17 protein-coding genes are annotated in these 15,823 nt (G+C 62.3%); 10 read left to right on the forward strand and 7 right to left on the reverse strand.

The annotated features are described in order from the left end of the window. Positions 1 to 13 precede the first annotated feature (13 nt). The 3 genes from AC1DJO_RS07850 to AC1DJO_RS07860 all read left to right on the forward strand — a co-directional run bounded on the left by AC1DJO_RS07850 (position 14) and on the right by AC1DJO_RS07860 (position 4,916). Positions 14 to 628 carry a GNAT family N-acetyltransferase gene (locus tag AC1DJO_RS07850; protein ID WP_477969710.1) on the forward strand — a complete coding sequence of 205 codons (615 nt, stop codon included), beginning with the start codon at positions 14 to 16 and terminating at the stop codon, positions 626 to 628. After that, the gene (locus AC1DJO_RS07855; protein ID WP_477969712.1) at positions 625 to 3,537 is read left to right on the forward strand and encodes an EAL domain-containing protein; all 2,913 of its coding nucleotides are present in this window, start codon (positions 625 to 627) and stop codon (positions 3,535 to 3,537) included. The genes AC1DJO_RS07850 and AC1DJO_RS07855 overlap by 4 nt, the downstream gene beginning before the upstream one ends. A 278-nt stretch (positions 3,538 to 3,815) precedes the next feature. Continuing rightward, positions 3,816 to 4,916 carry a porin gene (locus AC1DJO_RS07860; RefSeq protein ID WP_477969714.1) on the forward strand — a complete coding sequence of 367 codons (1,101 nt, stop codon included), beginning with the start codon at positions 3,816 to 3,818 and terminating at the stop codon, positions 4,914 to 4,916. A gap of 68 nt (positions 4,917 to 4,984) precedes the next feature. On the opposite strand, the gene AC1DJO_RS07865 is transcribed toward AC1DJO_RS07860, so the two are convergent. Beyond that, positions 4,985 to 5,383, reverse strand: coding sequence for a RidA family protein (locus AC1DJO_RS07865; protein ID WP_477969716.1), 399 nt, complete (start codon positions 5,381 to 5,383; stop codon positions 4,985 to 4,987). A gap of 196 nt (positions 5,384 to 5,579) precedes the next feature. Here AC1DJO_RS07865 and AC1DJO_RS07870 point away from each other — a divergent pair, with 196 nt between their 5' ends. After that, positions 5,580 to 6,173 (forward strand): TetR/AcrR family transcriptional regulator, encoded by a 594-nt coding sequence (locus AC1DJO_RS07870; RefSeq protein ID WP_477969718.1) that lies wholly within the window; start codon positions 5,580 to 5,582, stop codon positions 6,171 to 6,173. Here AC1DJO_RS07870 and AC1DJO_RS07875 read toward each other — a convergent pair. The 3 genes from AC1DJO_RS07875 to AC1DJO_RS07885 form a co-directional block, all read right to left on the reverse strand. Then, complete coding sequence (locus AC1DJO_RS07875) at positions 6,170 to 7,255, reverse strand: zinc-binding metallopeptidase family protein (RefSeq protein WP_477969720.1); 1,086 nt, start codon at positions 7,253 to 7,255, stop codon at positions 6,170 to 6,172. The genes AC1DJO_RS07870 and AC1DJO_RS07875 overlap by 4 nt on opposite strands. Positions 7,256 to 7,340: 85 nt before the next feature. After that, positions 7,341 to 7,532, reverse strand: a complete 192-nt coding sequence (locus tag AC1DJO_RS07880) for a CsbD family protein (protein WP_112386435.1) — start codon at positions 7,530 to 7,532, stop codon at positions 7,341 to 7,343. A gap of 87 nt (positions 7,533 to 7,619) precedes the next feature. Beyond that, the gene (locus tag AC1DJO_RS07885) at positions 7,620 to 8,225 is read right to left on the reverse strand and encodes a YqgE/AlgH family protein (RefSeq protein WP_112386436.1); all 606 of its coding nucleotides are present in this window, start codon (positions 8,223 to 8,225) and stop codon (positions 7,620 to 7,622) included. A gap of 142 nt (positions 8,226 to 8,367) precedes the next feature. Between AC1DJO_RS07885 and AC1DJO_RS07890 the strand changes: the two genes are divergently transcribed. Together AC1DJO_RS07890 and AC1DJO_RS07895 are read left to right on the forward strand one after the other, a co-directional pair. Next, on the forward strand, positions 8,368 to 9,204 hold the full coding sequence (locus AC1DJO_RS07890; RefSeq protein WP_477969722.1) for a protein-disulfide reductase DsbD domain-containing protein: 837 nt from the start codon (positions 8,368 to 8,370) through the stop codon (positions 9,202 to 9,204). Between the two features lie 66 nt (positions 9,205 to 9,270). After that, the gene (locus AC1DJO_RS07895; RefSeq protein WP_477969724.1) at positions 9,271 to 9,756 is read left to right on the forward strand and encodes a redoxin family protein; all 486 of its coding nucleotides are present in this window, start codon (positions 9,271 to 9,273) and stop codon (positions 9,754 to 9,756) included. A gap of 358 nt (positions 9,757 to 10,114) precedes the next feature. On the opposite strand, the gene AC1DJO_RS07900 is transcribed toward AC1DJO_RS07895, so the two are convergent. Beyond that, positions 10,115 to 10,357, reverse strand: coding sequence for a type II toxin-antitoxin system ParD family antitoxin (locus tag AC1DJO_RS07900; protein ID WP_477969726.1), 243 nt, complete (start codon positions 10,355 to 10,357; stop codon positions 10,115 to 10,117). Positions 10,358 to 10,600: 243 nt separating this feature from the next. On the opposite strand from AC1DJO_RS07900, the gene AC1DJO_RS07905 reads away from it, so the two are divergent. Genes AC1DJO_RS07905 through AC1DJO_RS07915 form a run of 3 tightly spaced genes read left to right on the forward strand, consistent with a single transcriptional unit; the run spans position 10,601 to position 13,125 of the window. Next, the gene (locus tag AC1DJO_RS07905) at positions 10,601 to 11,341 is read left to right on the forward strand and encodes a metal ABC transporter ATP-binding protein (RefSeq protein WP_477969728.1); all 741 of its coding nucleotides are present in this window, start codon (positions 10,601 to 10,603) and stop codon (positions 11,339 to 11,341) included. Then, positions 11,338 to 12,210: a metal ABC transporter permease gene (locus AC1DJO_RS07910; protein WP_112386439.1), complete on the forward strand. Its 873-nt coding sequence runs from the start codon at positions 11,338 to 11,340 to the stop codon at positions 12,208 to 12,210. Before AC1DJO_RS07905 ends, AC1DJO_RS07910 begins: the two co-directional genes overlap by 4 nt. Positions 12,211 to 12,225: 15 nt before the next feature. Then, positions 12,226 to 13,125, forward strand: a complete 900-nt coding sequence (locus tag AC1DJO_RS07915; protein WP_477969730.1) for a metal ABC transporter solute-binding protein, Zn/Mn family — start codon at positions 12,226 to 12,228, stop codon at positions 13,123 to 13,125. 37 nt (positions 13,126 to 13,162) lie between these two features. Here AC1DJO_RS07915 and AC1DJO_RS07920 read toward each other — a convergent pair whose 3' ends face one another. Continuing rightward, positions 13,163 to 13,471, reverse strand: coding sequence for a Dabb family protein (locus AC1DJO_RS07920; protein WP_112518169.1), 309 nt, complete (start codon positions 13,469 to 13,471; stop codon positions 13,163 to 13,165). A 248-nt stretch (positions 13,472 to 13,719) separates the two neighbouring features. On the opposite strand from AC1DJO_RS07920, the gene AC1DJO_RS07925 reads away from it, so the two are divergent. Continuing rightward, positions 13,720 to 15,162 (forward strand): FAD-binding oxidoreductase, encoded by a 1,443-nt coding sequence (locus AC1DJO_RS07925; protein ID WP_477969732.1) that lies wholly within the window; start codon positions 13,720 to 13,722, stop codon positions 15,160 to 15,162. Positions 15,163 to 15,222: 60 nt separating this feature from the next. Here AC1DJO_RS07925 and AC1DJO_RS07930 read toward each other — a convergent pair whose 3' ends face one another. Next, the gene (locus tag AC1DJO_RS07930; protein ID WP_477969734.1) at positions 15,223 to 15,660 is read right to left on the reverse strand and encodes a DoxX family protein; all 438 of its coding nucleotides are present in this window, start codon (positions 15,658 to 15,660) and stop codon (positions 15,223 to 15,225) included. Positions 15,661 to 15,823: the final 163 nt, after the last annotated feature.

The raw sequence follows: 15,823 nt of genomic DNA on the forward strand, positions 1-15,823 counted from the left end.
CCGGGAGTGATCGATGCCCAAATCGGTATTTCGGTTCCTGTCGCGGCAGCCGGAAGCAGTCGAGCTGGAGAACAGCCGCTATGCGTTGCGGCTGCCGCGCTATCAGGATTTCAACCAGTGGCACAAGCTGCGCTCGGAAAGCCGCAAGTTCCTGGAACCCTGGGAGCCGACCTGGCGGCGTGACGAACTGACGGAGGGCGCCTTTCGCGCCCGCGTCATCCGCGGCAAGCAGGAATATGCTTCCGGACAGGCGATCCCGCTCTTTCTGTTTTCCAAACCGAACATGGATTTGCTCGGCGGCATCACCATCGGCTATATCCGCCGCGGGGCGGCGCAGAGCTGCATGATCGGCTACTGGATGGGCGAGAAACACGCCGGTCAGGGCCATATGTTCGCCGCACTTCAGTTGGTTATACCCTATATCTTCGCAGGGCTTGAGTTGCACCGTATCGAAGCAGCCTGTATTCCAGACAACGCACGGAGCATTCGCCTGCTTGAGAAAGCCGGGTTTCAGCGGGAAGGCTATCTGCGCGGATACTTGAAAATCAACGGTCAGTGGCATGACCATGTGATGTTTTCACTGATCGCCACCGATACGGATACAGGCAGGAAAACCGACAGCCGATGACCACGAACCGCATGCTGCACACATCACCGTCCGGCCGATTGATCGCGGTGATCGCAGCTCTCTTCCTATCGGCGCTTGCGCTGGCCGCCGGTACCGCACATGCGGCTGAACCGGTGAAGATCTCGCGCGACGACACCGCGCTCGACCTCACCAAGACCACCGAGATTTACGCCAACCAGGGCGAAGCCTTCCAGGTGTCCACAGCAGCCGGTGCCGACGGCATCCGGCGGCGTATTGAGGTACGTGCCAGCTCCGACAACCACCAGGGCGACTGGGCGGTTTTCGCGCTCGCCAACGTTTCGGAAGAGCAGCTGGAGCGCGTCATCGTCGCCCCGCATTTCCGCCTGGTGAATTCCAAGCTTTTCTGGCCTGACCTCGGCTCGCAGCGTATCATGGCGATCACGCCGAGCGAGGGCTTCGCGCTCGACCGGCAGCCGAGCGACGAGGCCGACGTCTTCCGCATCACGCTGAACCCCGGCGCCGTCATCACCTTCGTCGCCGAGCTTGCAAGCCCCGACCTGCCGCAGATCTATCTCTGGGAACCGGACGCCTACAAGGACACGATCAACGCCTTCACGCTCTACCGCGGCATCGTGCTCGGCATTGCCGGTCTGCTCGCCGTGTTCCTGACCATCCTGTTCGTTGTCAAGGGAACCTCGATGCTGCCGGCAACGGCAGCACTCGCCTGGGCGGTACTCGGCTATATCTGCGTCGATTTCGGCTTCCTCGGCAAGCTGATCAGCATCGCCTCGGCCGACCAGCGAATATGGCGCGCCTGCGCGGAAGTGGCGCTGGCCTCGAGTTTCGTCATCTTCCTGTTCACCTACCTGAACCTCAACCGCTGGCATACGCATCTCGGCTACGCCACGCTCGCCTGGGTGCTCGGCCTCGCGCTGCTCTTCGGCGTGGCGATCTACGACCCGTCGATCGCTGCCGGTATCGCCCGGCTCTCCTTCGCGCTGACGGCGACGATGGGTCTGGTGCTGATCGTCTATCTCGGGCTCAACCGCTATGACCGCGCCATCCTGCTCGTACCCGCCTGGGCGCTGATCCTTGTGTGGATATTCGGGGCGTGGCTGACGATCACCGGACGGCTCGACAACGACATCATCCAGCCGGCGCTCGGCGGCGGCCTAGTTCTGATTGTGCTGCTCATCGGCTTTACCGTGATGCAGCACGCCTTTGCGGGCGGCGCGTTCCAGCAGGGTTTGTTTTCCGATCTCGAACGCCAGTCGCTGGCGCTGACCGGCTCCGGCGATATGGTCTGGGACTGGGACGTGGCGCGCGACCGCGTCGTCACCATTCCCGATGTTTCCGTGAAGCTCGGCCTGTCGCCGGGGACGATGCATGGCGCGGCGCGCAACTGGCTGCCGCGGCTGCATCCTGACGACCGCGACCGTTTCCGCGCCACGCTCGACGTGCTGCTTGAGCATCGCCGCGGCCGCCTGAACCACGAATTCCGCATCCGCGCCGAGGACGGGCATTTCCACTGGCTGCTGATCCGCGCCCGCCCTGTGCTCGGCTCCAACGGCGAAATCATCCGCTGCGTCGGCACGATCGTCGATGTGACGGAACAGAAGAATTCCATCGAGCGGCTGCTGCACGACGCGCTGCACGACAACCTGACGGGCCTGCCGAACCGCCAGCTGTTCATCGACCGCCTGCAATCGGTGCTGGCGCTGGCCCCTTCGGGCGATACGCTGCGCCCAACGGTGATGGTGATCGATATCGACCGCTACAAGCTGGTCAACGATGCACTCGGCGTTGCCGCGGGCGACAATATCCTGATTGCGCTGACCCGGCGCCTGCGCCGTCTCCTGAAGACGCAGGACACGCTGGCGCGTCTGGCGGGCGACCAGTTCGGCCTGATCCTGGTCTCCGAACGCGATCCGGCGAAGATCGCCGATTTTGCCGATGCGATCAGCAAGGCGATCATGGTGCCGATCAACTTTGCCAATCGCGAGATCGTCCTGACCGCGTCGATCGGCCTTTCCTCCTGGGTCGACCAGCAGGAAAATGCAGCCAGCATGCTGAGCGACGCCGAGCTTGCCATGTACCGCGCCAAGCGCGCCGGCGGCAATCGCGTCGAGCCTTTCCGCCCGGCATTCCGCGATTTCGGGGCCGACCGGCTGCAGCTGGAATCGGATCTGCGCCGCGCCATCGAGCGCAAGGAACTGTCGATGGTCTATCAGCCGATCGCCCGGCTCGAGGATGTCGAGATCGCCGGTTTCGAGGCGCTGATGCGCTGGGAGCACCCGAAGCGCGGCAATATCCCGCCATCCGAGTTCATCCCGATCGCGGAAGCCTCCGACATCATCGGCCCGCTTGGACTGTTTGCGCTGGAACAGGCGACCAACGACCTGATGGGTTGGCAGAACCAGACCGGCGAATTGCCGATCTTCGTGTCGATCAATCTCTCCAGCGTGCAACTGCTCAACAACGAGCTTTATGACGACGTGCGCTCGGTGCTAGCCAAGACCCATTGCGAACCCTCGCGCCTGAAGCTGGAGCTGACGGAATCGATGGTGATGGAGAACCCGGAACAGGCGCGCCTGGTGCTGCAGAAGCTGAAAGAGGCGGGCCTCGGCCTGGCACTCGACGACTTCGGCACAGGCTATTCCTCCCTCTCCTACCTGACGCGCTTCCCCTTCGACACCATCAAGCTCGACAAGGCGCTGGTGCGCGACAATACCGACAAGAAGGCCACCATCCTGCGCTCGGTGATCAACATGGCCCGCGAACTGGACATGAAGGTCGTCGCCGAAGGCATCGAGTCCAACGAGGACGCCATCGAGCTTGCCAAGATGGGCTGCAGCTACGGCCAAAGCTACCTCTTCGGCCCGCCAATGCCGGCAGAATCGGTGCTGCGGCTCTTGAAGGAACGGTTTCCGCTGACGAAGCGGGCGTAAGCCGCTCCATTGCCTATGCGGGAACCGATCCCGCGCAGGCCATCCTTCCGATTGCAGATTGTGACAGGACGATGTGGCAAAGGCGTCACGTTTGCGGCGCTTTGCCAATTTTTTATACATATGCGTTTAGCATATAATTGACGAGCCCGTTCTCCGCGAGCTTACTGTTTCCGTTGCCAATCGGCGCGTTCCCTCTCCGGCGTCCCCCTCGCGGCACCGCACGCCTCGCGCCACATACGGGCCAGCCACAGTGCCGGTCTGCAAAACGGAGACACAGCATGAACATAAAGAGCCTTCTTCTCGGCTCCGCTGCTGCATTTGCAGCAGTTTCCGGCGCTCAGGCTGCCGACGCCATCGTCGCCGCCGAGCCGGAATCCGTGGAATATGTCCGCGTCTGCGACGCGTACGGAACAGGCTACTTCTACATTCCAGGCACCGAGACCTGCCTGAAGATCGGCGGCTATCTGCGCTTCGAAGTCGGCTACGGCTTTGGGGACCGTTATGAGAACAACGGGCCGGGTGGCGCTGGTGGCGAGGACTGGGAAAGCCACACCCGCGCCCATGTGAGCGTCGATGCCAAGAGCGACACCGAAAACGGCCCGCTGACGAGCCGCATCGTTCTCGAATCCAACTATTATGGCGGCGGCGGTCCCGCCACGCGTACCACCGAGTTTGTCGGCTGGTCGAATGCCGCCGCCTATGGCACCGATAACACGATCATCGACGAGGCCTATCTGGAGCTTGCCGGTGTCCGCGCCGGCCGTTTCGCAAGCTGGTGGGATAACGACTTCTCCGGCGAATCCGATCTGATGACCGGTAACGACACCAAATGGAATGCGATCCGCTACGAATATGACAGCGACAGCTTCAATGCCGGCCTGTCGCTGGATGAACTCCCTGCGGACTTCGACGGAGCCGAGAGAGGTCTCGGCATAGACGCCATGGTCGGCGGCAAGGCTGGCGGGTTCACCTGGCAGGTCTATGGCGGCTATGACGCGGCCATGCAGGACGGTTCCGTCACAGCCCGCATGGGAGCAGAAATCGGCCCCGGTCTGTTCGAGCTTGCCGGCATCTATTCGAGCGGCCCGAATACCTACTACCAGGCCAGCGAATGGTCGGTGATCGCGCAATATGCGCTGAAGATCAACGACAAGTTCACCATAACGCCGGAGGCGCAGTATAGCGGCAGGATCCGTGAGGCCGACGACGAATATCACAATGGCAGCATGTGGCGCGGCGGCGTGACGTTCGACTACAAGATCGTCGACGACCTGACACTGCATACGGCTGCGACCTATGTGGCTGAAAATCACGATTTCCCGGGCACCGACGACTCGCATTATGTCGAAGGCTTCGTCCGGCTGGAGCGGGATTTCTGAGCCTGTCCGCATCGATGTGAAATGAGAGACCCGGCACAATGCCGGGTCTCTTGCTTTGGGGCCCCTGCTCAGGCTGCCTGCGGAACCCTTGCGATCACCTTGATCTCAAAATCGAAGCCCGCCAGCCAGTTGACGCCGACGGCAGTCCAGTTTGGATATGGCGCCTCGCCGATGATGCGGTTGCGCACCGCCATGATCGTTTCGAACTGATTTTGCGGGTCGGTGTGGAAAGTCGTGACGTCGATGACGTCATCGAGCGTCGCGCCCGCAGCCTTCAGGACGGCCTTCAGGTTTTCGAAGGCCAGTTCTACCTGGCGGGCGAAGTCGGGCTCCGGCGAGCCGTCGGCACGGCTGCCCACCTGCCCCGAGACGAACAGCAGATCACCGGAGCGGATCGCTGCGGAGTAGCGGTGTTCGGCGTAGAGCGCGTGGCGGCCGACCGGGAAGATTGCTTCGCGTTTGGTCATGTTCACTCCTGATGACAATAGCGGACCCTCGGGCAGACGCGATCGCCTGCCCGTTCCATTTGCCGTGTTCTCCGGCGAGGCCCGCGCTTCACAATGCGGGGCGCAATTGATATACGCTCCGTATGTCTATATATTTGGCATACATTTAGTATGTCAATACGCATACGTGGCGTATGTCAATTTCGAGGAGAATGCCGTGGCTGGAAAACGCCGTGCGGAAATGATGGAAGAGACCCGGGCGAAGCTGATCCAGGCGGCCAGAAAGGCTTTCGCGGCAAAGGGTTACGCCGGATCGTCGATGGATGATCTCACCGCGGAAGCGGGGCTGACGCGCGGCGCGCTCTATCACAATTTCGGTGACAAGAAAGGCCTGCTGCAGGCGGTGATCGACCAGATGGATGCCGACATCCTCGTGCGGATGCGCGCGGCGCATGCCGCCGCGGCCACTCCCTGGGAAGGGTTCATGGCCGAGTCCATCGCCTATATCGAGATGTCGCTGGAGCCGGAGATCCAGCGCATCATGCTGCTCGACGGCCCCGCCGTTCTTGGCGATCCCTCGCAATGGGAAAACCAGAATGCCTGCCTGCGCACGACCGCGCAGACGATCCAGGCGCTGATCGACGACGGAACGGTGAAGCCCGTGAATGCCGAGGCTGCGGCGCGGCTCGTCAACGGCGCCGCCCTCAATGCCGCCCTGTGGATTGCCGCAGCGGATGACCCGGAAACTGTGCTTGCCAATGTCGTCGATGCCTTCCGCCAGCTGACCGGCGGGTTGCTGAAAACCGCCTAGGCGGCAAAGCGCTGCGACGCTTCCGTGGCGCTCTGGATGAGCGCGTGGAGATATTCGAGCTTGGCAACGACCGGCGGTGACAGCACGAAGGGATAGGCATCCGGCTGGCCCATGCTGCGCTGAATGGCATTGATGGCAACGCTGAGCGGGATCCAGGCGCTGATCAGCTGTCCGGCGCTCTTTGCACGGTAGGGCTGAAAGTCCACCTCCGCCGCCATTTCCTCATGACCACGCGGATCGATGGCGATGCCGAAGGCGCGCGCCGTTTCCAGAGTGTCGACGATGTGGAGATAGTGCGCAAAACACTCGGCGAAATCCTCCCATGGGTGAGAGGCGGCGTAAGCGCTGATATAGCTTTCCTGCCATCCGATAGGAGCGCCATTGGCATAGTGGTTCTGCAGCGCCGCACTATAATCCTGACGCTCGTCGCCGAAGGTGGCACGGAAGGTATCGAAGGCGCCGCGATCGCGCAGCAGCTTGTTCCAGATGAAGTGGCCGGTCTCATGGCGGAAGTGGCCGAGCAGCGTCCGGTAATTCTCGTCCATGGCGCTGCGGGCGAGTTCGCGCGTCACGTCATCGGCCTCGGCGGCGCGGATGGCGATCAGCCCCTCCTCGTGACCGGTCATCGCCGGAACGACATTGCCGTCGAACTGAACCGTATCTTCGAGGAAATCGAAGACGAGGCCGCCCTGCGGATCCTGCTCGCGGTCGGGATGTGGCAGGTTCAGACGCAGCAGCGAATAGAACAGGTGGCGCTGTGCCTGGCTGATGCGCCGCCACCGGTCGATGCCGTCTTGGGTGTTGGTGTTCGGTACCAGCCGGTTGTGCCTGCAGGCGATGCAGAACGGGTTCTGATCGTCGGATGCGACAAGCCAGTTGCAGATATCGAGGCCGGCATTGGCGCAGAAGCGGACGATGCGCTCCGGCCGAGCCACCAGCTGCCAGGCGGTCTCGTCACGCGGCTCCAGCGCATGCATCGTCATGTCGCCGGGCAGGAAACCCAGCCGGTGATTGCAGCGAACACATTGGCGATTGTCGAAATGGACGACCTGATCGCAATTGTCGCAGTCGAAAAGCCTCATGGCACTACCCCAAGCATACCGGACGGACTAAAAATGCCTGCCGCGCGGAGGCGCAACAGGCATTGTCATTGAAATCGTTGAAGGATCAGAGCCGATCGACGGCGCCCTTCAGCTTGTCCTTGGCCTTGCCTGCGGCGACCTGGGCTTTGCCCTTGCCTTCCTGCACGGCGCCCTTGGCCTGCAGGCTGTGATCGTCGGTGGCCTTGCCGATCGCCTGCTTGGCCTTGCCTGCAATTTCGTTGGTCTTGCCGGAAATCTTGTCGCTGGTGCTACCCATGTGAGATGCCTCCTAAATCGCACCGGGCAGGTTTGCCCGGGTTTGCGGAGAGGAAACGTCGCCTGTCAGATTTCGTTCCGAAGAAATTCAGGCGTGGCCGGCATCTGCGGAAAGCATCGCCGCCGTCACACCCATGCCCGCAAGAGCACGTTCATATTTGTCATCGAGGCCGCGATCGAAGATCAGCGTCTCGTTCGCGGCGCAGGTCAGCCAGCCATTATTTCCGACTTCGCTTTCGAGCTGTCCGGCGCCCCAGGAGGAATAGCCGAGCAGCATCGTCGCCCGCTTCGGACCGCCACCCTTGGAGATGGCGCGAACGATATCGAGCGTTGCCGTCAGGCAGATGTCGTCACTGACCGGGATGCTGGAATCGCTCAGATAATCGTCGGAATGCAGAACGAACCCTCTGCCGCTCTCGACCGGTCCGCCGGTCTGGATCGGGAAATCGCGCGCGAAATCGGGCAGCACGATGGAATCGCTGTCCTTGATCATGTCGAGATGCAGCAGCACATCAGTAAATGTCAGGCTCTGCGGCCTGTTGATGACGAAACCCATGGCTCCGGCGTCGGAATGGGCGCAGATATAGACAACCGTGCGCGCAAAATTCCTGTCTTCCATGCCAGGCATGGCAATGAGGAACTGCCCGTCGAAAAAGCCACGTTCCCGTCTGTTCTTCAGCGTCGATAAGGACATAATTCCTCCTGCTGCCAGACCGGTGAAAAGGCCCCGACAGTGGAAACATGGGGCAATGTCACAAATCAATCAACCGAAAATGAAGAAATAGACCTGCTGTCCTTGTGGCAGGCTGGTGCAGTTTTCGATAAACCTTTGTTCCATGACGATTATTTCTTTCGCATCCGGCAGCGCCCGGCTCCTCTGTCTTTATGCCGCAGCCTCAGGCTGCCTGGCAGGCACCGCCTGGGCGGAGATGAGCCCCTGGGTCGACAACGAAGGCGGCCGCATGCGGCTGATCGCGCTGCCGCCGGAGCGTGATGGAACGGTTCATGGCGGCCTGCAGATCGAGCCGAAAGCCGGCTGGATCACCTATTGGCGGGAGCCCGGAAACAGCGGCATTCCACCGCAGATCAGCGTCGCGCCCGGAAGCGTTATGACGCTGACGGGGGTGCGCTATCCGGTGCCGAAGCATATCAATGACGGCAAGGTGGACGACATCGCCTATGACGCGCCCGTCATCCTGCCGCTGACATTCAAGGCGGAAGACCAAGCCGCGGAAATCAAGGCGACAGCCTTCATCGGCATCTGCAAGGATCTTTGCGTGCCCTTCCAGGCGGCGTTTTCGCTGCCGCTGTCGAGTGCGAAGCAATCGCGGCCGGAGGAGGAAGCGTTGCTGAAGACGGCGGAGGCATCGCTGCCGGAAGCAGCATCCGCGGATTTCAAGGTGGTGTCGCATAGGCTTTCGCCCGACATGAAGGAACTCTGGCTCGACATCGCGCTGCCCGGCGGCGGCGACACGGCGCCGGCGGTGATCGTTACCGGGCCAAGCGGCTATGTCTTCACCAAGCAACTGATGAGCAAGCGCGACGGCAAGACCTTCTCGACCTCCGTGGCGATCGGCAAGCTGCCGAAGAACTACAGCATTTCGGGCAAGCGCTGGAGTGCGCTCGTCGTCGACGGCGATCGCGCCATGGAGACACCGCTTGCCTTTGAATGAGCGGCTTTTATAGTCGCCGCCAGCCTGCGGCCTGTGCCGCTTGATCATCCGAACGAGGAGAGTTTCATGACCATCGCAATCGGCGACAGCCTTCCGGCCGCCACCTTCAAGGAAAAGACATCGGACGGCCCGGCCGAGACCTCGACCGAACAGCTGTTCAAGGGCAAGCGGGTCGTGCTCTTCGCCGTTCCCGGCGCCTTCACCCCCACCTGCTCGCTGAACCATCTGCCGGGCTATCTCGAAAACCGCGATACGATTCTCGGCAAGGGCGTCGACGATATCGCCGTGGTCGCCGTCAACGACTGGCACGTGATGGGCGCCTGGGCGCAGCAATCCGGCGGCCTCGGCAAGATCCACTTCCTTGCAGACTGGGATGCGGGTTTCACCAAGGCACTCGGCCTGGAAGCCGACCTCTCGGCTGGCGGCCTCGGCGTACGCTCGAAGCGCTATTCGATGCTTGTCGAGGATGGCGTCGTGAAGTCGCTGAACGTCGAGGAAAACCCCGGCCAGGCGACGGTCTCGGGCGCGGCTGCGATGATCGAGCAGCTGTAAGCTATTTCAGTTGGCGGCGGGCCGGTTCCACCGCTTTCTTTCTGGACTCGGTGCTGGACACGTAGTCGGCAGATGCGCGTGGAGTCCCCCTCACCCCGCCCTCTCCCCGAGGGGAGAGGGGATTTCGGCACGAGCAGCGGCCCCTCCTTCCCTTCTCCCACTCTGGGAGAAGGTGGCCCGAAGGTTTCAGGTGCAACTCGTTGCACCGGGGATGAGGGGGCCGCTGGCACAGTTCTTCCCTCATCTCTGTGCTTGTCACAGAGATCCAGCCAGCCCAAGTCTTTGGGCTGAAAAGACTCTTCCCGCCGCGCAGACGCGCGGCGACTGGATTCCTGTGACGAGCACAGGAATGAAGGAGTTACCCTTGAGCCCTCAGGTCGGCGATCCGAGTTTCCAACGCAACACCTAGCTCTTCGTCGCCGATGTCTCCACCTGCTGCGATGGAAGCCTCGATGACATCGCGCAGCTTGTTCAGCTTCGCTTCCCTCTGAGCGACGAGGCTCAATCCTGCGCTGACGACCTGTCCAGCTGAGTGGTAGCGTCCCTCGGCGACCAATCTCTCGACGAAATCTTCCCACTGCTTTTCGATCGATACCTTCATGGCGAAGCTCCCTTTCTGACAGGCTAATAGAAAGTCGTTGGCGCCGCACCCTCCCACTTGCATCCGCCGTGCTTTTGCCATATTCGTTATAACATAACTGTTATGTTATTACATTTTAGAAAGCGCTTCGATGCCCCGCCCCTTTCCCAACCTGCTCCAGCAATCCGCTGCCGTGCGTGCCGGTTTCGTGTTGTTGATGATCGCTGCGCTGTGGCTGGCGATCCATTGGGCGGTGATCCTGCCGTGAGTGCCGTTCTCATCGAGCTCGATAACCTGACAGTCAGCTACGACCGGCATCCGGCGGTGCATCATGTGTCCGGCAGCCTTCGCGAGGGCAGCCTGACGGCGATTGCCGGGCCAAATGGGGCAGGTAAATCGACGTTGCTGAAGGCGCTCATCGGCGAGATCAGGCCGGCGGCGGGGCAGATTCGTCACCGGCTGGCACGGCTCGACTTCGGCTATCTGCCGCAGGCTGCCGATATCAACCGGCGCTTTCCGATCTCGGTTCTGGATACCGTGATGCTGGGCGCCTGGCGGCGGGCCGGGGCCTTCGGACGGGTGGCCGCGAACGAGCTGCAGAAGGCGCTCGAGGCGCTGTCAGCCGTCGGGCTCGAAGGTTTCGAGAACCGGCATATCGGCGCGCTGTCGGCAGGGCAGTTCCAGCGCGTGCTGTTTGCCCGGCTGCTGCTGCAGGACGCCAAGGTTATCCTGCTCGACGAACCTTTCACGGCGATCGACGCGCGCACCACCCGCGACCTTCTCGACATCGTGGCGCGCTGGCATGGCGATGGGCGGACGGTGATCGCGGTGCTGCACGATTTCGAGCAGGTCCGGGCACATTTCCCCGAGACAATGCTGATTGCCCGCGAGCTGATCGGCTGGGGGCCGACGGCGGAGGTGATGTCGGCGGCGAATCTGATGACGGCGCGGGCGATGGCCGAGCGCTGGGACGAAGACGCCGCGATCTGCGAGCCCGCCGCATGACCGCCTACGATATCTTTCTGGCGCCTTTCGCCGATTACGGTTTCATGCGCCGTGCGCTGGTCGCCTGCCTCTGCCTCGGGCTTGGCTCCGGGCCGATCGGCGTGTTCCTGATGCTCCGGCGCATGAGCCTTGTCGGCGATGCGATGAGCCATGCGGTGCTGCCGGGGGCGGCGATCGGCTATCTCGTTGCGGGGTCCCTGTCGCTGACGGCGATGGGAATCGGCGGGCTCGTCGCCGGGCTTTCGGTGGCGCTGCTTTCAGGCGTCGTCAGCCGCGTGACGGTGCTGCAGGAGGATGCCAGTTTTGCGAGCTTCTACCTGATTTCGCTGGCGCTCGGCGTCCTCATCGTCTCGCTGCGCGGCTCGAATATCGACCTGCTGCATGTGCTGTTCGGCACGATCCTGGCGATAGACACCCCTGCCCTGACGCAGATCGGTGCGATCACGTCGGTGACGCTTCTGGCACTTGCGATCATCTACCGGCCACTGGTCGCCGAGTGTTTCGATCCCGGCTATCTGCGCGCCGTCGGCGGGCGCGGCTTGCTCTATCACTTCCTGTTTCTGCTGCTTGTGGTGCTCAATCTCGTTGCAAGCTTCCAGGCACTCGGCACGCTGATGGCAGTCGGGCTGATGATGCTGCCGGCGGCGATCGCGCAGCTCTGGTCGCGCAGCCTGCCCCGGATGATGACCATTGCCGCGGTCAGCGCCACGGCATCCGGCTATCTCGGCCTTGTCGCCTCCTACCATCTCGAACTCGCCTCCGGGCCGACGATCATCATGACGGCGGCGGGCTTCTACGCGCTTTCGATCTTCTTCGCACCGTCCGGCCTTGCCCGGCGCTATTTTCCCCGCCCGCATCTCAAGGGCTGAACCAAGGAGACCATCATGAGATCCAAAATCCTGCTTCTGTCTGCCGCATTGCCCGCGCTGATTGCCGCTTCGGCGATGCCGGCCTCGGCGGAAACGCTGAAGACCGTTGCCTCCTTCACTGTGCTTGCCGACGTCGTCAAACAGGTCGGCGGCGATCATGTCACAGTCACCAGCCTGGTCGGCCCGAACGGCGACCCCCATGAGTTCGAACCCTCGCCTGCCGATGCCAAGCACCTGAAGGCAGCGCAGGTCACCTTCGTCAGCGGCGAGGGCCTGGAAGGCTGGATGGACCGGCTGATCACCGCGTCCGGCTACAAGGGCACGCCCGTTACTGTATCCGAGGGTATCGACACCCGCACCATGGAAGAGGACGGTAAGACCGTGACCGATCCGCATGTGTGGAACAGCCCGGTCAACGTGAAGATCTGGGTAAAGAACATCGAAAAGGCGCTGTCGGATGCCGATCCTGCCGATGCCGCAGCCTTCAAGGCCAACGCCGAGCGCTACACCAAGACGCTGGACGAGCTGGACAGCTATGCGCATGCGAAGTTCGACGCGATGCCTGAAGACCGGCGCAAGGTGCTGACCAGCCACGACGCCTTCGGCTATTTCGGCCGCGAATACAAGGTGAGCTTCCTGGCACCGCTCGGCGTCTCCACCGAAACAGAAGCGTCGGCCGCCGACGTTGCCAAGCTGATCGAACAGATCAAGACCGAGCATGTGAAGACGTATTTCTTCGAGAACTCCAACGATCCGCGTCTCGTCAAGCAGGTGGCCAAGGCAACCGGCGCAGAGCCGGGCGGCGAGCTCTATGTCGAGTCTCTCTCTGACGCCAAGGGACCGGCTCCGACCTACGAGAAGATGTTCCGCTACAATGTCGACCAGATCACCGCGGCGATCGCAAAGTCGAGCTGAGCAGCTTGGGCCGCGGAGCAATCCGCGGCCTTTCCTTTCAGATATTCAGATCAAAGACCAGCAGGCCGCCAAGGCCGCCGTCAACGGATTCGACGATGCGCTGGCCGACCGTCACATGCTCCGGATGGACGAGATAGGCATCGCGCGCCTCCGGGCTCTCGAATGTCACGGCAAAGCCATCGACAAAGCCGCCATGCAGCCCTTCGGGCGAGACGTTCGGCCCGTGCTGGATGTCGATGATCCCGGGAATGACCTGCTTCAGCGCCACGACCGAGTCGAACAGCGTCTGCTTCTCCTCGGCCGTCATCGCGGCCTTCAGCCGCAAGAATACGCAATGCAGGATCATATGGTGGCCTCCCTGTTTTCGTTGCGGCCAGAATAGTGGGAAAGCTACCGAGGGCAACCCCGTGCGGCACAAAGGCCAGCCATAGTCCCCCGCTTGCAGATGAACGGCATAAAAACACGCCAGGCGGGCGCCAACCCGGCCCGCTCCATCGCTGGATACATTTATTAGCGATAGCTTGTTAACCATGGCCGGGGGGCGCAAAATGCGGCCCCGGCGGGGACGGGGCTTCCTGCCGCAGGGAGGACATCATGGACGACTTGAACCTCACGACCCTGCAACGGGGTCAAACCAGGGTGAAGGGCAGTACCATAGAGGCGTTCGCCGCCGCATTGCGCGGGCGGCTGATTACCAAGGACGATGCCGACTACGACGAGGCGCGGACGATCTGGAACAGTATGATCGACCGGCGTCCGGCAATGATCGTGCGCTGCGCCGGTGCTGGTGATGCCGTCAAGGCAGTGCGTTTTGCGCGTGACAACGGCCTGCTTCTGGCGATCCGCGGCGGCGGCCACAACATTGCCGGCAATGCGATCTGCGATGGCGGCGTCGTCATTGACCTGTCGGCGATGCGATCCGTCTGGGTCGATCCCGCGACGCGGCGCATGCGGGTGGAGCCCGGTGCGACACTGGCCGATGTCGATGCGGAGACGCAGGCCTTCGGGCTTGTTCTGCCGACCGGCATCAACTCCACGACAGGCATTGCCGGGCTGACGCTCGGCGGCGGTTTCGGCTGGACGACCCGGAAGTTCGGGCTGACGCTAGACAATCTGATCTCGGTGGACGTCGTGACCGCGGCAGGCGAACTGAAACGCGTCAGCGAAAAGGAAGAGCCGGAGCTGTTCTGGGCGCTGCGCGGAGGCGGCGGCAATTTCGGCGTTGTCACCTCGTTCGAATTCCGGCTGCACGATCTGCCCGGAGAGGTGCTGGCGGGGCTCGTCGTCCATCCTTTCGCCGATGCGGACATGGTGCTTAAGCAATACCGCCAACAGTTGGAAACCGCGCCTGACGAGCTGACCTGCTGGGCCGTGATGCGCAAGGCGCCACCGCTGCCGTTCCTGCCTGCCGAGTGGCATGGCAAGGAGGTGCTGGTGCTTGCCATGTGCTATTGCGGCAATCTGCAGGCCGGTGAGACGGCGACCGCCGGGTTGCGGTCGATCGGCAAGCCGATTGCCGATGTCGTCGGACCGGCGCCTTTCGCCGCCTGGCAGCAGGCCTTCGATCCGCTTCTGACGCCCGGAGCGCGCAATTATTGGAAGAGCCAGGATTTTGCGCGGCTTTCCGATCCCGCCATCTCCGTGCTGCTCGATGCGGTGCGCAAGCTGCCAGGGCCGGAATGCGAGATCTTCATCGGCCATGTCGGCGGCGCGGCAGGACGGATCGGCCACGAGGCCACGGCCTTCCCGCAGCGCAGCTCGCATTTCGTGATGAACGTCCACGCACGCTGGCGGGAAAAGGCGATGGACCAGACCTGTATCGGGTGGGCAAAGGGTCTGTTCGAGGCAACGAGGCCGCATGCGATCGGCACGGCCTATATCAATTTCATGCCAGAAGACGAGGCCGATCGCGTGGAAGCGGCTTATGGCATGAACTACCGGCGCCTCGCGGAAATCAAGAGACGCTATGATCCGCAGAATCTCTTCCGGATGAACCAGAATGTGAAACCTCTGGCGGAGATGCGGGCGGCCAGCTGAGGCGCGCTGGCGGCAGGTGCGCCCGAAACACACGGCTGGCGGCCGCGAACCGCCAGCCGCTTAAGCTTTGGGTAGCGCAAGCGGCCAGTCGATCACACCTCCGGCATAAAGTGCCCACCAGACGAGGACAGGCTGAAAGGCAAGCCTCGGCACATGGTAAAGCCAGGCGTAGATGCTTGCGTCCACCGCCGACAATCCATCGATCGCATGCTTGATATTGGCGGGGTAGACGCAGACCGCGTAGGCGGCGAGCGCAATGCCCGCGGCAGCGCGATAGGGCGACGACAGCAGGCCGGCGGCGCCCGCAACCTCGCACGCGCCCGTCACGAAAATCACAGAGGCTGGAAACGGCACGAGGGCTGGCATGATCCGCAGAAACGGCCCCGGCAGCAGCATGTGCAGGATACCGGCGATCAGATAGATCGCCGACAGCGCGACGCGCCACCAAAGTCTCGGTTCCAGGGATGGCTCAAGCCAGGTTCCTGCATGCACAGCCATCTCATCCTCGGATCGTCGCTCAATAAAGGTCGATACGAAGGCCGGCGGCTTCTGGATGTGTCCGTTTGGAACACGGCCGTTTCAGGCGTTTAAGTTTGACGCATGATTTTCTTGTGTAGCCATCGCTAAGTTAAACCCGTTGAAAGGAAAAAGCCTTAGAAAT

It is taken from the genome of Rhizobium sp. 05N430 (genome assembly GCF_056396985.1).

What these genes read in the sequence shown, in the direction of transcription:
- AC1DJO_RS07850 (WP_477969710.1), top strand. Translation starts at nt 14, where the DNA reads ATGCCCAAATCGGTATTTCGGTTCCTGTCGCGGCAGCCGGAAGCAGTC.
- AC1DJO_RS07855 (WP_477969712.1), top strand. Translation starts at nt 625, where the DNA reads ATGACCACGAACCGCATGCTGCACACATCACCGTCCGGCCGATTGATC.
- AC1DJO_RS07860 (WP_477969714.1), top strand. Translation starts at nt 3,816, where the DNA reads ATGAACATAAAGAGCCTTCTTCTCGGCTCCGCTGCTGCATTTGCAGCA.
- AC1DJO_RS07865 (WP_477969716.1), bottom strand. Translation starts at nt 5,383, where the DNA reads ATGACCAAACGCGAAGCAATCTTCCCGGTCGGCCGCCACGCGCTCTAC.
- AC1DJO_RS07875 (WP_477969720.1), bottom strand. Translation starts at nt 7,255, where the DNA reads ATGAGGCTTTTCGACTGCGACAATTGCGATCAGGTCGTCCATTTCGAC.
- AC1DJO_RS07880 (WP_112386435.1), bottom strand. Translation starts at nt 7,532, where the DNA reads ATGGGTAGCACCAGCGACAAGATTTCCGGCAAGACCAACGAAATTGCA.
- AC1DJO_RS07885 (WP_112386436.1), bottom strand. Translation starts at nt 8,225, where the DNA reads ATGTCCTTATCGACGCTGAAGAACAGACGGGAACGTGGCTTTTTCGAC.
- AC1DJO_RS07890 (WP_477969722.1), top strand. Translation starts at nt 8,368, where the DNA reads ATGACGATTATTTCTTTCGCATCCGGCAGCGCCCGGCTCCTCTGTCTT.
- AC1DJO_RS07895 (WP_477969724.1), top strand. Translation starts at nt 9,271, where the DNA reads ATGACCATCGCAATCGGCGACAGCCTTCCGGCCGCCACCTTCAAGGAA.
- AC1DJO_RS07900 (WP_477969726.1), bottom strand. Translation starts at nt 10,357, where the DNA reads ATGAAGGTATCGATCGAAAAGCAGTGGGAAGATTTCGTCGAGAGATTG.
- AC1DJO_RS07910 (WP_112386439.1), top strand. Translation starts at nt 11,338, where the DNA reads ATGACCGCCTACGATATCTTTCTGGCGCCTTTCGCCGATTACGGTTTC.
- AC1DJO_RS07915 (WP_477969730.1), top strand. Translation starts at nt 12,226, where the DNA reads ATGAGATCCAAAATCCTGCTTCTGTCTGCCGCATTGCCCGCGCTGATT.
- AC1DJO_RS07920 (WP_112518169.1), bottom strand. Translation starts at nt 13,471, where the DNA reads ATGATCCTGCATTGCGTATTCTTGCGGCTGAAGGCCGCGATGACGGCC.
- AC1DJO_RS07925 (WP_477969732.1), top strand. Translation starts at nt 13,720, where the DNA reads ATGGACGACTTGAACCTCACGACCCTGCAACGGGGTCAAACCAGGGTG.
- AC1DJO_RS07930 (WP_477969734.1), bottom strand. Translation starts at nt 15,660, where the DNA reads ATGGCTGTGCATGCAGGAACCTGGCTTGAGCCATCCCTGGAACCGAGA.